Annotated in this window: 8 protein-coding genes; 2 read left to right on the forward strand and 6 right to left on the reverse strand. The window is 69.1% G+C overall.

Annotated elements, in window-relative coordinates; translation table 11 throughout:
• Positions 1 to 49: 49 nt before the first annotated feature.
• Positions 50 to 3,883, forward strand: coding sequence for a M48 family metallopeptidase (locus tag EJO71_RS16195; protein WP_164546848.1), 3,834 nt, complete (start codon positions 50 to 52; stop codon positions 3,881 to 3,883).
• A 12-nt stretch (positions 3,884 to 3,895) separates the two neighbouring features.
• Here EJO71_RS16195 and cobA read toward each other — a convergent pair whose 3' ends face one another.
• The 6 genes from cobA to nirB all read right to left on the reverse strand — a co-directional run bounded on the left by cobA (position 3,896) and on the right by nirB (position 12,130).
• A complete protein-coding gene (gene cobA / locus EJO71_RS16200) occupies positions 3,896 to 4,717 on the reverse strand; it encodes a uroporphyrinogen-III C-methyltransferase (RefSeq protein ID WP_125950039.1) in 822 nt (273 codons plus the stop codon).
• The gene (ybiB, locus tag EJO71_RS16205) at positions 4,714 to 5,625 is read right to left on the reverse strand and encodes a DNA-binding protein YbiB (RefSeq protein WP_125950038.1); all 912 of its coding nucleotides are present in this window, start codon (positions 5,623 to 5,625) and stop codon (positions 4,714 to 4,716) included. Before ybiB ends, cobA begins: the two co-directional genes overlap by 4 nt.
• Before the next feature lie 62 nt (positions 5,626 to 5,687).
• Complete coding sequence (locus tag EJO71_RS16210) at positions 5,688 to 8,486, reverse strand: nitrate reductase (protein WP_125950037.1); 2,799 nt, start codon at positions 8,484 to 8,486, stop codon at positions 5,688 to 5,690.
• Between the two features lie 3 nt (positions 8,487 to 8,489).
• Positions 8,490 to 8,888, reverse strand: a complete 399-nt coding sequence (gene nirD / locus EJO71_RS16215; RefSeq protein ID WP_125950036.1) for a nitrite reductase small subunit NirD — start codon at positions 8,886 to 8,888, stop codon at positions 8,490 to 8,492.
• 21 nt (positions 8,889 to 8,909) lie between these two features.
• Positions 8,910 to 9,701, reverse strand: a complete 792-nt coding sequence (locus EJO71_RS16220) for a type IV pili methyl-accepting chemotaxis transducer N-terminal domain-containing protein (protein WP_125950035.1) — start codon at positions 9,699 to 9,701, stop codon at positions 8,910 to 8,912.
• Complete coding sequence (gene nirB / locus EJO71_RS16225) at positions 9,698 to 12,130, reverse strand: nitrite reductase large subunit NirB (protein WP_125950034.1); 2,433 nt, start codon at positions 12,128 to 12,130, stop codon at positions 9,698 to 9,700. Before nirB ends, EJO71_RS16220 begins: the two co-directional genes overlap by 4 nt.
• 63 nt (positions 12,131 to 12,193) lie before the next feature.
• Here nirB and EJO71_RS16230 point away from each other — a divergent pair, with 63 nt between their 5' ends.
• Complete coding sequence (locus EJO71_RS16230) at positions 12,194 to 13,915, forward strand: bifunctional protein-serine/threonine kinase/phosphatase (RefSeq protein WP_125950033.1); 1,722 nt, start codon at positions 12,194 to 12,196, stop codon at positions 13,913 to 13,915.
• The last annotated feature ends 10 nt before the right edge of the window (positions 13,916 to 13,925 follow it).

Raw genomic sequence — 13,925 nt, forward strand, 5'->3', positions numbered from 1 at the left:
AGCCCGCCGGCTCGAAGAACAGCGAATCGTCCGAGGAAGAGGGAACAACATGGTGGATCAACTTTATCCAGCGGGTCCCGCTGGTGCGGGAAGTCAGCTGGCGAAGGCATCGCCCGCCTACAGGCGGCAGGCATGGCTGGCGATGGTGGCGCTGCTGGTTTTCGTGGGGGCCTACCTGCTGTTTTCGGGCTGGCTGGCCTGGAAAGCGTACCTTTCCCTGCGGGCCGTGTACTACGGCTCGCGCGACGGGATGCTGCTGACCCTGGTGGGCCTGGGGGCCGCGTTCCTCGCGGTGTTCATGCTGAAGGCCCTTGTGTTCGTGCGGCGCGGCGAACTGGGCGGTCTGACCGAGATCACCCCGGCCGAGCAACCCCGGCTCTTCGCCTTTCTCCATCGGCTCGCGGACGAAGCCCGGGCGCCTCGCCCGGCGAAGGTCTACGTGTCCTCACGGGTCAACGCGGCGGTGTTCTACGACCTGTCGCTGCTCAATTTCTTCTTTCCCTCGAAGAAGAACCTGGAGATCGGGCTGCCGCTGGTCAACGTGCTGACCGTTTCGGAATTCAAGGCGGTGCTCGCGCACGAATTCGGTCACTTTGCGCAGCGCAGCATGGCCGTGGGCCGCTGGGTCTACCTGTCGCAGCAGATCGCGGCCCATATCGTGGCCAAGCGCGACGGGCTCGATCGCTTCCTGGAAGGGCTCTCGCGCACCGATATCCGGATCGCCTGGATCGGCTGGCTGTTCTCGCTGCTGGTGTGGTCGATCCGTTCGGTGGTGGACAGCCTGTTTCGCGTCGTGGTGCTGGCCGACCGCGCCCTGTCGCGGGAAATGGAGTTCCAGGCCGACCGCGTGTCGGTGAGCCTCGCGGGCAGCGACGCGCTGATCGATGCGCTCTACAAGATGCAGGCAGCCGATGCCGCATGGGACCGGGCCCTCGATTTCGCCAACCAGCAGCTGCACAAGGGCCACGCCGTGCCCGACCTGTACGACATCCAGTCCCAGGTCATCCGGAAGCTGCGCGTGATCTTCGACGACCCGGGCTACGGCGTACCGCCTCCGGCGCCTGCGGACGGCCATGCGGCCCATCGCATCTTCAAGCGCGACAGGGTGTCGGTGTCGCGCATGTGGGCTACCCATCCCGCCAGTCACGAACGCGAAGAGAACGCGAAGAAGATCTACCTGCGCGCCGAGACCCGCGAAAGCTCCGCCTGGGAACTGTTCGACGATGCGCCGGCCTTTCGCCAGCGCATCTGCGGCGCCCTGATAAGCCACATCGTCCCCCCGCCCGAGGCCCTCACGCCCGAGGCCGCGTCGCAGGCGCTCGACGTCGAATACGACCGCGAGTCGTACAAGCGGCGCTATCGCGGCGTGTACCTGGGGCGCAGCGTCACTCGCACGCAGCACACGGCCGAGCAACTGTTCGACCGCATCGGCGCGGCGGAGGCAGCCGCCGCATTGCCGGGGCTCTACCCGGAGTCGCTCTCGGGGGCGCTCGAACGGCTCGACGCGCTGAAGCACGAGCGGGCCGCGCTGGTTGCGGTGCAGGACGGCATCGCCAAGAGCGAAGGACCGCGCCTGGAGCATCGCGGCCGGGCGATCAGGAAGCGCGACCTGCCGGGCGCCATCGACGAAGTCGCGCGCGACATCACCGCGATCGAGAGCGACCTCGAAGCGCATGACCGCCGCTGCCGCTCCACGCTGCACGCGCTGGCCGTGGTCTCGGGCCCCGAATGGGAGGCCGGCTGGCTGGCCCAACTGCGCCTGCTGCACTACGCCGAGAACGTCGAGGCGGACCTGATCGATCTGCAGTCGGCGATGCTCAATACCTTCGCCATGGTCACTGCCAAGCGAAAGACCAACGAGGCAGAGGCCCAGCGCGTGCTGGCGAACGCGAGTGCGCTCTTCAGCGGCATGGCCGAGATCGCCAGGGACGCGCCGGGCGTACAGGCCGGCCCGGTGGCGCTGGCGCTGATGGGCAGCGAGAGCTGGTCGGCGATGGTGGGTGAATTCAACTTCGGCTACCCGACACGCGAGAACATCAACGAATGGCTCCGGGCTTCGGACAGCTGGGTGCGGCCCATGGTGCGCGCGCTGGGCAGCCTGCGCAGGGCGGCGCTCGACCAGTTGCTGGGCACCGAAGCCCAACTGGCCGAGGTCGCGTTGTCGCATGCACCCGCAGGCGAACCGCCGGCCGCTCCCGTGGTGCCGGGCACCCATGCCACGCTGACGAACGGAAGCGAACGTCCGCGCCAGAAGAAGCTCGATGCCTGGTCGCGCTTCCAGACCGCGGACGGCTGGTGGGCCGGCGCCGCGCGACTCGCCGTGGCCGGCGGCGTGATCGCGAGCCTCATGGGCATCAGCACCTCGCTCGGCAGCGCCAGCGTGATCGCCTACAACGGGCTCGACCGCGAAGTGAAGGTTCGCGTGGGCGGCAGCTCCGCGACACTCGCACCGGGTGGGAGGAGCAGCTTCGAGGTGGAGGCCGACAAGCCTGTCAGGCTGAGTGCGCGGACGACCGAAGGGCAGGAGATCGAGTCCTTCTCGGCCAATCCCGAGCTGACCGGGACGCGCTATGTCTACAACGTGGCCGGCGCTGCGCCGATGATGGCCTGGACGGCGGTATATGGGCCCGGCACGCCGCAGCCCGAAAGGCAACTGGGTGCGCCCCGCTGGTCGATGCAATCGGCCGACGTGCTCTTCGAGGCTCCGCCGCAGCAGATCAGCACCCGCAAGGGCAGTGGCGGCACGCGCTCGGTCATCAGCGGGCCCGAGACCCGCTCCGCCACCAACAACCTGAACATGGTGGACGACGCGAGCTACCGCAAGGCGCTGATCGAGGCGCACGGCAAGTGGGATGCGGGCCAGTCCGTCTACTTGCTCGAATGGTTGGCGGCCGCCGAGCAGCAGGCGCCCGAGATGCATGCGCAGATCGTTGCCGAGCGTGTGGCGCGTGCGCCGCTCGAGGTTGCAACGCTGCGCGAGCAGCAGAACCTTGCAGGCTCGCCCGAGGAGCGCGAGAGCGTCTGCGAACGGCATCGCGCGCTGGCGAAGGCGAATCCGGGCGTGAGCGACCTGGGCTATCTGGTGGTGCGTTGCATGAATGACCAGGTTGCCAAGGACGCCGCGTTCAAGAAGGGCGCCGCGGAGCACCCCGACAGCGCCTGGTTGTCCTACGCCGCGGGGCATGTGTGGGCTGGCGAGCAGGCCTGGCCCGAAGCGCGCCGCGCCTATGAAAGGGCAGGCGCCAAGGCACCGCTGCTCGGCAGCATCACCACGGACGAGCTTGCCCGCATCCGGCGCATCGAGCAGGGTGAGGGCGCATCGCTCGACGACCTCCGGGCGAAGTCGAGTTTCCTGCAGATCCAGCAGATGCTGGAGACCGGCAAGGACATTCCACCGGACAGTTCCGCGTTCGGCTACATCGCCATGAGCCGGGGCCAGCTGGACAAGGCCTTCGGGATCGCCACCTCGGGGACGCAACCCCCGGTGCGGCTGCTTGTGCTGATCGGCGCGTCCGACGGGGCGAGTCAGAAGCAGGTGGCCAAGGCGCTCGAATCCTACGCAGCTGTCACGGTCAACGACTTCGATGCCTTGCTTCCCGCCATCGGGCTTGCGGTCAAGCACGGGCGGCCTACCGACAAGCCGATGGAGCTGTTCAAGTACATGTCACCCGAAGACGCACGGAAGGTGCGCGAATTCGTGACCGTGCTCAAGACCACACGGGATGCGCGCATGGCCGAAGAGGCGATCAAGGGCCTGACGGCGCAGTACCGGGCCCAGGCCTATTGCGCCGGCCTGATCGTGCTGGGTGATCGCGCGCCCGTGCAGTGGCGCAGGTTCGTCAAGCGGGCGTTGTTTCCCGCCGAGCATCCGTACTTCGGGTGAGCGACGCGGCGCTCAGGTCCCGAAGCGCCCCGCGTCCAGCGAGGCCGGCACCGGAAGCGCCGCCGCGGCCAGCCCGCGCAGCACGTCGCCCACCACGATCACCGCCGGGCTTGCCAGCCCGGCTTCGGCGATGCCGTCCTGCAGCTTGCCCAGCGTGGTCGCGATGTGCTTCTGGTGCGGCAGGCTCGCGTGCTGGATGACCGCCACCGGCGTGTCGCCCGGCAGGCCCTGCAGCAGTTCGCGCTCGATGTGCGCCGCGCCCGACACGCCCATGTAGATCACCAGCGTGAGCCGCGCGTTGTACGCCGTCGCGGCCAGCGCACGCCAGTCGGTCGGGTCTTCGGCAGCACCGGCGCCGGTCTTGGCGTGGCCGGTGACGAACACCACGCCCTGCGCATGGTCGCGGTGAGTGAGCGGCACGCCCAGCGCGGTCACTGCCGCGAGGCCGGCGGTGATGCCGTTGACCACCGCGCATTCGATGCCCGCTTCGCGCAGGTGCTCGACCTCCTCGCCGCCGCGGCCGAAGATGAACGGGTCGCCGCCCTTGAGGCGGACCACGGTCTCGCCTTCGCGCACGGCGGTGATCATCAGCCGCTCGATGAAGGCCTGCGGCGTGCTCTTGCAGCCGCCGCGCTTGCCCACGTGCACGATGCGTGCGCCGGGGCGGGCGTAGGCCTGCACGATCTCGTCGTTCACGAGGTCGTCGACCAGCAGCACCGTCGCGGCCTGGATCGCCTTCACGGCCTTGATGGTCAGCAGCTCGGGGTCGCCGGGGCCGGCGCCCACCAGCGTGCAGCGGCCGGCGATGAGGGAGGTGGGGTTGTCGTTGTTCATGCGTGGGATGCCAATGCCAGTTGCGTGATGTGCCTGACCTGCGTCGCGATCGCCTCCGGCACGGGAAGCTCGCCGGCCAGCACGCGGCGCGTGTAGTCGGCGGTGGTGGCGACGTCGATTTCCTTCGGCAGGCCCGGCACTTCGGATGCGGTGCCGGCCTCCTGCGACTGCAGTTCGGTGCGCACGCCGCGCACGAAGCCGTCGATCTGCGCGGTGCGGCGCGGGTCCGACACCACTTCGCCCTCGAGGCCGCGCGAGAGCAGGGCGGTCATGCCGGTGAGCTCGAAGGTCTCGCCCATGACGCGGGCGTATTCGGGGTGCGTATAGCTGGCCACCACGACGCAGGGGCCGGCGGTGGGCTGCATCAGCTTCACCACGCTGTGGCCGGGGTTGCGCAGGCCGACCACGCGGCGCACGTCGAGCAGGCGCTTGAGCGCGGGGTTCAGCAGCTCGGTGGGCGCAAAGGCCACCTCGCCATTTGCGACGGGGCGGATGGCGGTCATGGGCGGCAGGTCGAGCGCCGTGAGCACGTTCGACGCCAGCACGCGCGAGGTTTCGCTCGCGCTGCCGTGCACCAGCACCGGCAGGCCTTCGCGCGCCAGCAGCAGCGCCAGCAGCGGCGTGAGCACCGGCAGCTTGCGCGCGCCGTTGTAGCTCGGCAGCACGACCAGCGGGCGGTCGCCGGCGGGAACGAGGTTCAGCCGTGCGTGGGTGGCATCGAGAAAACCGGCCATCTCCTCGGGCGTCTCGCCCTTGATGCGCATGGCAAGGCAGAAGCCGCCGATTTCGAGGTCGGTCACGGTGCCGTCCAGCACCTGGCCGAACAGGTCGGTGGCCTGTTCGCGCGTGAGCGGCCTGGCGCCTCGCGCGCCGCGGCCGATTTCCTTGATGTATTGGCTGATTCCCATGGGTAGGCGGATTGTCCCGCAAGGCTTATGCCGAAACGTCATTCGGCTTATGCCCAGGGCAGTCACGGGGCCTCCGCCATGGCTTCGGCCGGCGTCGCCCGCACCATGCGCTTCAGTTCGGGAATGCACGAGCCGCAGTTGGTGCCGCACTTCAGCGCGCCCTGCAGCTTGGCCAGCCGCTCGTCGGCGTTGCCGGTGCAGCGGGCCAGTTCGGTCTGTATCGCCACGTCCGCCACGTTGAAGCAGGTGCACACCGTCTTGCCGCGCGACTGCACCGCCACCGGCGCCTTCGAGCCCGGCGACAGCAGCAGGCGGCCGTAGCTCTGCGCGGGCAGTTCCTCGCGCAGCAGGGTGGCGATCCACGCCTCGGCGCTGGTGTCGCCGCCGAGCAGGAAGGCTTCGAGGCCCGCGCTGCCGTCGGCACGGCGCACCAGCCGGGCCGAGCGGCGCTGGCCCCGGCGGCGGTCGGCATAGCGCAGTGCGTCGGCGGCCTGCAGGCCGAGCAGTGTCTCGATCTTCTCGACCAGCGCGTCGTCGGGCGCATCGTGCGCGGCGGCACGGAAGAGGAGCCCGGTGCGTTCGGTTCCCTGCGTGTTGCCGGAAAACGGCACGCAGGTCGCGAAAGGAAACAGCGCCATCGTCTGCTGCAGCTCGCGGTGCGCGGCCAGCGCCTCGCCGGGGGACAGCCAGGCCATGGCCAGCAGCGACCAGGGCAGCTCGGCCTTGAGGATCTTCACCGGCGTGTGCTTCAGCTCCGGCTGCTTGGAGGTCGGGCAGAAGGCCGGCGTGGTCAGCGCGTTGATGCCCGCGAGCCTCGTTCCGCTCGACGAGCAGCCGCTGAGGTATTCCTCGCCCCAATGCATGGCGACGAAGGCCTGGCTCAGCCCCACTTCGGCGCTGGCGCGCGCGGGCAGCATGATCGAGCCGCGCTTCGAGGTCAGGTGCACCAGGTCGCCTTCACGGATCTGGCGGCGGGCCATGTCCTGCGCGTTCATCTGCACCACGGGCTCGGGCACGTGGCCGAACAGGCGCCCGGCCGTGCCGGTGCGGCTCATGCCGTGCCACTGGTCGCGCAGCCGGCCGGTGTTCAGCGAGAAGGGATAGCGCGCCTCGCGCGCCTCGGCCACAGGCTTGTAGACGGTGTCGACGAAACGGGCGCGGCCGTCCGCCGTGGGGAACACGCCGTCTTCGTAGAGACGCACGCGGCCGGTGCTTTCCCCTTCCTTCAGCGGCCATTGCTGCGGGCCGGCGATTTCCAGCATCGCGTAGCTCATGCCGGTGATGTCGAGGTCACGACCGCGCGTGGATTCGCGGTGCTCGTTCCAGACCGATTCGGCCGTCTCGTACGGAAACAGCGTGAAGGCGCGGCCCATCTGCCGTTCGAGCCGGTGCGCGAAGGCCACCGCGATCGACCAGTCGTTGCGCGTCTCGCCCGGTGCCGGCACGGCCGGACGCACGCGGGAGATGCGGCGCTCGCTGTTGGTCACGGTGCCTTCCTTCTCGCCCCAGGTGGTGGCGGGCAGCAGCAGGTCGGCGAAAGCGCAGGTGGCGGTGGTGGAGAAGGCCTCCTGCACCACCACGAACTCGGCGCGCTCCAGCGCACGGCGCACCGTCGCCTGGTCGGGCATCGATTGCGCCGGGTTGGTGCAGGCGATCCATAGCGCGCGGATCTCGCCGTCGGCCGCCGCCTGGAACATCTCCACTGCGGTCTTGCCCGGCTTCTCCGGCACGGAAGGCACGCCCCAGAGCGCCGCCACCTCGGCGCGGTGATCGGGGTTGCCCAGGTCGCGGTGCGCGCTCAGCAGGTTGGCGAGGCCGCCCACCTCGCGCCCGCCCATCGCGTTCGGCTGGCCGGTCAGCGAGAACGGACCCGCGCCGGGGCGGCCGATCTGCGCGGTCGCCAGGTGCAGGTTGATGAGCGCCGCGTTCTTCGCCGTGCCGCTCGACGACTGGTTCAGCCCCTGACAGTACAGGCTGAGCGTGGCGGGCGAGGTGGCGAAGAGCCGCGTCGCTTCGAGCAGGTCGTCTTTCGAGATACCGCAGACCTGCGCCACCTTTTCCGGCGTGCACTCGCGCACCGTGGCCTTCAGCGCGTCGAAGCCGCTGGTGTGCGCCGCGATGTACTTCGCGTCGATCCAGCCCTCCCACAGCATCAGGTGCAGCATGCCGTTGAACAGCATCACGTCGGTGCCGGGCTGGATGGGCAGGAACAGGTCGGCGATTTCCACCGTGTCGGTGCGGCGCGGATCGGCCACCACGATCTTCAGCGCCGGGTTCGCCGCCTTCGCGTCCTCGATGCGGCGGAAAAGAATCGGGTGCGCCCAAGCCGTGTTGCTGCCCACGATGAAGAGGCACTGCGCGTCCTTCAGGTCGTCGTAGCAGGCCGGCGGCGCGTCGGCGCCCAGCGTCTGCTTGTAGCCGGCCACGGCGCTGCTCATGCACAGGCGCGAGTTGGTGTCGATGTTGTTGGTGCCGACCAGGCCCTTGGCGAGTTTGTTGAAGACGTAGTAGTCCTCGGTCAGCAGCTGGCCCGACACGTAGAAGCCGACCGAGTCCGGGCCGTGGTCGCGAATCACCTGCGCGAACTTGCCGGCGGCGTTGTCCAGCGCGGTGTCCCAGCTCACCACCAAGGGCGCTTCGCCGCGCACGAGGCGCTGCATGGGCTGCAGCAGCCGCGTCTGCCGCGTGACCGTGGCGCTGGCCGTGAGATGCAGCGTCGAGCCCTTGGTGCACAGCCGCCCGAAGTTCGCCGGGTGCTCCGGGTCGCCGCGCACGCCGGTGATCTCGTCGCCGGTCGACTCGATGATCACCCCGCAGCCGACGCCGCAATACGGGCAGGTGGACCGGGTCTCCTGCGTCATGGGTTATTCCAGCGGAAGAACCGACAGCACTGCAAAAGGCTTCGGGCCGGCGACCGGGCGCTCCAGGTCGATGGCATGCGTCGCCAGCTCGGCGGCGTCCAGGTGCACCACGCCGTCTTCCACCTTCACCGCGAACTTCGGCGTGCAGCCTTCGTCGGGCGACTTGGCGCACCCGTCGTCCAGCCCGATGGCCCAGTTGTGCAGCGGGCAGGCCACGCTGGTGCCGAACACGATGCCCTGGCTCAGCGGGCCTCCCTTGTGCGGGCAGCGGTCGAGCAGCGCGAACACTTCGTTCTCGGCGTTGCGGAACACGGCGACGTCCACGCCGGCAGGCCGTGCCACGCGGCGCGCGCCGAGCACGGGGATGTCGTCGATGCGGCAGATGACTTTCCAATCGCTCATGGTGGGGCTCTCTTCTTTTCTCTAAGACTTGATTTCGGAATACAGGCCGGTCACGCGGTCCATGATCGCCAGCAGGTTCTCGCTGGCGACGAACACGTCGGACATCAGCGCGGGCGAAGCCCCGGCGCCTTCGAGCCGCTGCAGGCCGCGGTTGAAGAAGATCCACTGCGCGTCGGCCAGCACCAGCTCCTGCCTGATCTGCGCCGTGGCCTCGGGCGCGTTGCGCAGCACTTCGAGCGCGGCCACGAACTCGGTGCGCGACTTGCCGATCTCGGCCGTGCTGCCGGTGGGGTCGATCTGCATCGCCGTGGCCAGGTAGAACTTCGCCATGCGCTGCGACAGCATGCGCTGGCGCCCCGCGATGTTGACCAGCCTGCCCACGGGCTTGCCCGATGCGGCTTCGTACTGCCCGGTGCCCTGGTTGGCCAGCGCGAGCACCGTGGCGTCGAGCTTCACGACCCGGGCCGCTTCTTCCTTGCCCGGCGCGGCGTCGGTGAGTTCGTTCCTGAACGCGCTCCAGGCGCCTTCGAGCGACTCGTAGGTAGCGCGGATGGCCGGGCTGGGCGCAAAGGCCTTCAGCTCGCCCAGCTGGCGCTCGAACAGCGCGATCGACCTGTCGAGCACCTGCTGCGCGTTGCGCGACTCCACCTTCTGCACCAGCGCCAGGTAGGCCTTGCTCGTGCGCTGGGACAGCATGCGCTGGCGGCCCGCTTTGTTGATCGCGTCGTTGAGGTCGGCGATCTGGGCATTCGCGCGCAAGCCGACGCCCATGCCGGCGGCGGCCGCGCAAGCGACGAAGGCCCTGCGCTTCATACGGCCAGCGGCGTGAACTGCCGCACGTCCACCGAAGCCTGCGCCGATTCGAACCACGGATCGGGCTCGCCGTCGAGTGCGAACTGCAGGCGCTCCCACAGCGCCTTGCGGCCTTCGGCGTCTTCCAGGATCTTCTTCTTCACGTAGTCCAGGCCCACGCGGCCGATGTAGTGCACCGTGCGCTCCAGGTACCAGCCTTCCTCGCGGTAGAGCTGCAGGAAGGCGCCCGAATACTCCATCACTTCCTCGGCGGTCTTCACCTTCACGAGAAACTGCGCCACCTCGGTCTTGATGCCGCCGTTGCCGCCCACGTAGAGCTCCCAGCCCGAATCGACGCCGATCACGCCCACGTCCTTGATGCCGGCCTCGGCGCAGTTGCGCGGGCAGCCCGAGACGGCCAGCTTGACCTTGTGCGGCGAGTACATGGCCCACAGCGCGCGCTCCAGGTCCTTGCCCATCTGCGTGGAGTCTTGCGTGCCGAAGCGGCACCATTCGCTGCCCACGCAGGTCTTCACCGTGCGCAGCGACTTGGCGTAGGCGAAGCCGCTGGGCATGCCGATGTCCTTCCAGACGTTCTCCAGGTCTTCCTTCTTCACGCCCAGCAGGTCGATGCGCTGGCCGCCCGTGACCTTGACGGTCGGGATCTTGTACTTGTCGGCCGCATCCGCGATGCGCCGCAGCTCGTCGGGCGTGGTGTGGCCGCCCCACATGCGCGGAATGACGGAGTAGGTGCCGTCCTTCTGGATGTTGGCGTGGCTGCGCTCGTTGATGAAGCGGCTCTGCGGATCGTCCTTCGCCTCCTTGGGCCAGGTGCTGATCAGGTAGTAGTTGATGGCCGGGCGGCAGGTGGCGCAGCCGTTGGGCGTGCGCCAGCCGAGGTTGCGGTACACCTCGTCGTGCGTCAGGTAGTGCTCCTTGCGGATCGCGTCGCGCACGTCCTGGTGGCTCGCGTCGGTGCAGCCGCACACGGCCTTCTTCTTCGGCGTGGCGGAGTAGTCGCCGCCAGCGGTGAACATCAGGATCTGCTCGACCAGCCCGGTGCACGAGCCGCAGCTCGCGCTGGCCTTGGTGTGCTTCTTCACCTCGTCGAGCGTGAACAGGCCCTTTTCCTTGATGGCCTTGCAGATGGTGCCTTTGTTCACGCCGTTGCAGCCGCAGACCTCGGCGTCGTCGGGCATGCTCGCGGCCTTGTTGTGGCCCTCGTGGCCGGTGTCGCCGATGTTCGATTCGCCGAACATCAGCTTGTCGCGGATGTCGTGCACGCTGCGGCCGTCGCGCAGCAGCTTGAAGTACCAGCTGCCGTCCACCGTGTCGCCGTAGAGGCAGGCGCCCACGAGCTTGTCGTCCTTGATCACCAGCTTCTTGTAGACGCCGCCGAAGGGGTCGCTCATGACGATCTCTTCGGTGCCTTCGCCGCCCATGAACTCGCCGGCCGAGAACAGGTCGATGCCCGTCACCTTCAGCTTGGTGGAAGTGAGCGAACCCAGGTAGCGGCCGATGCCGAACTGCGCCAGGTGGTTGGCCGCCACCTTGGCCTGCTCGAACAGCGGAGCCACCAGCCCGTAGGCGATGCCGCGGTGCGCCGCGCATTCGCCGACAGAGTAGATGCGCGCGTCGGTCACCGTCTGCATGGTGTCGGTGACGACGATGCCGCGGTTGCAGTGCAGGCGCATCTTCTCGGCCAGCTCCACATTGGGGCGGATGCCGACGGCCATCACCACCAGGTCGGCCGCGACTTCGGTGCCGTCCTTGAAGCGGATGGTCTTGACGCGGCCGTCTTCACCACCGACCAGATCCTGCGTCTGCGCGCCCATCAGGAACTTCAGGCCCCGGTCTTCCAGCGACTTCTGCAGCAGCTTGCCCGCCACGTCGTCGAGCTGGCGCTCCATCAGCCAGGGCATGACGTGCACCACCGTCACGTTCATGCCGCGCAGCATCAGGCCGTTGGCGGCCTCCAGGCCGAGCAGGCCGCCGCCGATGACCACCGCGTTCTTGTGCGTGCGCGCGGTCTCGATCATGTAGTCGGTGTCGGCGATGTCGCGGTAGGCGATCACGCCCTTCAGGTCCTTGCCGGGCACCGGCAGCATGAAGGGGTTGGAGCCGGTGCACATCAGCAGGCGGTCGTAGGCGGCCTCGGTGCCGTCCTCGGCGCGCACGATGCGCTTGACCCGGTCGACCTCCACCACCTTCTTGCCTGCGTGCAGCGTGATGTTGTTCTCCGAGTACCACTCCCAGCTGTTGAGCACGATCTCGTCGATGGTCTGCTCGCCCGCGAGCACCGGCGACAGCAGGATGCGGTTGTAGTTGGGGTGCGGCTCCGCGCCGAAGACGGTGATGTCGTACAGGTCGGGCGCGATCTTCAGCAGCTCTTCGAGCGTGCGCACGCCGGCCATGCCGTTGCCGACCATCACGAGTTTCATTTTCTTCATGGGGCTCCGCCTTTCCTGGAATCAAGCAAACGTGTGCCCGCGGCGCGCGTGGAGAATCGCGCCATGAGCTTTGAAGTGGACATCGGCTACAGCAGCCGGCGCGGACCGCGCGAGGTGAACGAAGACTTCGCCGGTGCGGTGCATGCACCGCCGGGCGACGAGGCGCGCGGGCTCATCGCGGCCATTGCCGATGGCGTGTCCAGCGGCGGCCACGGCCGCGAGGCGGCGCAGACCACGGTGATGGGGCTGCTGGCCGACTACTTCGCCACGCCCGCCACATGGGAGCCGACCGCCGCGCTCGACCGGCTGATCGCCGCGCAGAACGGCTGGCTGGCCGATCACAACCGCCGCCGCCAGAGCAGGGAAGAGGGCGGCACCGCGCTCACCACGCTCACCGCGCTGGTGCTGCACGGCCAGAGCTACACGCTCGCCCACGTGGGAGACACCCGCGCCTGGCGCGTGCGCGCCGATGGCGAGCCGGCCGTGCCGCTCACGCAGGACCATGCCTTCGACCATCCCGACATGCGCAGCCGGCTGACGCGCGCCATCGGCCTCGACGACCAGGTGCGCGTCGACTACGTGCAGGGCGATGTCCGCGTGGGCGACTGCTTCGTGCTGAGCTCCGACGGCGTGCACGGCGTGCTCAAGCCGCAGCAGGTGGCCGCGCTGGCCCTGCAGGGCGACGCCGAGGCGGCCAGCGAGGCGCTGGTGAATGCGGCGCTCGATGCCGGCACGCGCGACAACGCGACCGCGCTGGTCATTCGCGTGGTGGGGCTCGACGCCCGACAGCTCGACGACGAACTCGGCGACGGCCGCCGGCTCGCACCGCCGCCCGCGCTGAAGGTGGGCGACCTGCTCGACGGCTACGCCGTCACCGCGCTGGTGGCCGACACCGGCGTGCACCTGCTCTACCAGGCGCGCCATCCTGTTACGCGAGAGCTGGTCGCGCTGAAGACGCTGCATCCCTCGCGCGCCGGTGACCCGCAGGAACGCGCGATGCTGGCGCACGAGGCGTGGCTGGGGCTGCGTGTCGGAGGTGTTGGCGGCGGTGGCTTCGTCCGCGTGCACGAGCGCGCCGAGAACGCGAGCGCGCTGTACATCGTGTTCGACTGGCACGGCGGACGCACGCTGGAGCAACTGCGCAAGGCCAACCCGCGCGGCGCGGTGGCCGAGGTGGTGGCCGCCGGCATCGAGCTGAGCCGTGCGCTCGGCCGGCTGCACCGGCAGGGCGTGATCCACCGCGACATCAAGCCCGGCAACCTGCACCTGGGCGAAGACGGGCGCTGGCGCATCCTCGACCTGGGCGTGGCGCTGTCCGGCCGGGAGGGCGCGGCCCAGCGAGAGCTGCATGCGGGCACGCCCAGCTACATCAACCCCGAGCAGTGGGAGGAGGGCGGCACAGCCGACGCCGGAAGCGACCTGTTCGCGCTCGGCGTGACGCTGTACCAGTGGCTCACCGGCCATCTGCCCTACGGAGAGATCGAGCCCTACCAGGTGGCGCGCTACCGACGCGACCCGGTCGCGCTCTCGCGCCTGCGACCCGACGTGCCGATCTGGCTCGACCATCTGGTGCGCAAGGCCGTGGCCCGCGATCCGCGCGAACGCTTCGAGACCGCCGAGGAGCTTCTGCTCGCGCTCGAACGCGGTGCATCCCGCCCGGTGAGCGCGCCCGCCGCCACGCCGCTGATCCGCCGCGATCCGCTGGCGCTCTACCAGCTGGCGCTGGGCGTGTCCGTGCTGTTCAACGTGCTGCTCATCGTGTGGCTGCTGTTCCTGCCGCATTGAGCTCACCCCC

This window comes from Variovorax sp. 679 (assembly GCF_003952185.1).
Taxonomy (GTDB): domain Bacteria; phylum Pseudomonadota; class Gammaproteobacteria; order Burkholderiales; family Burkholderiaceae_C; genus Variovorax.

Bases quoted from the DNA above. Each gene is read 5' to 3' on its own strand.
- EJO71_RS16195 (WP_164546848.1), top strand. From the start codon at position 50: ATGGTGGATCAACTTTATCCAGCGGGTCCCGCTGGTGCGGGAAGTCAG.
- nirB (WP_125950034.1), bottom strand. From the start codon at position 12,130: ATGAAGAAAATGAAACTCGTGATGGTCGGCAACGGCATGGCCGGCGTG.
- nirD (WP_125950036.1), bottom strand. From the start codon at position 8,888: ATGAGCGATTGGAAAGTCATCTGCCGCATCGACGACATCCCCGTGCTC.
- EJO71_RS16230 (WP_125950033.1), top strand. From the start codon at position 12,194: ATGAGCTTTGAAGTGGACATCGGCTACAGCAGCCGGCGCGGACCGCGC.
- cobA (WP_125950039.1), bottom strand. From the start codon at position 4,717: ATGAACAACGACAACCCCACCTCCCTCATCGCCGGCCGCTGCACGCTG.
- EJO71_RS16220 (WP_125950035.1), bottom strand. From the start codon at position 9,701: ATGAAGCGCAGGGCCTTCGTCGCTTGCGCGGCCGCCGCCGGCATGGGC.
- ybiB (WP_125950038.1), bottom strand. From the start codon at position 5,625: ATGGGAATCAGCCAATACATCAAGGAAATCGGCCGCGGCGCGCGAGGC.
- EJO71_RS16210 (WP_125950037.1), bottom strand. From the start codon at position 8,486: ATGACGCAGGAGACCCGGTCCACCTGCCCGTATTGCGGCGTCGGCTGC.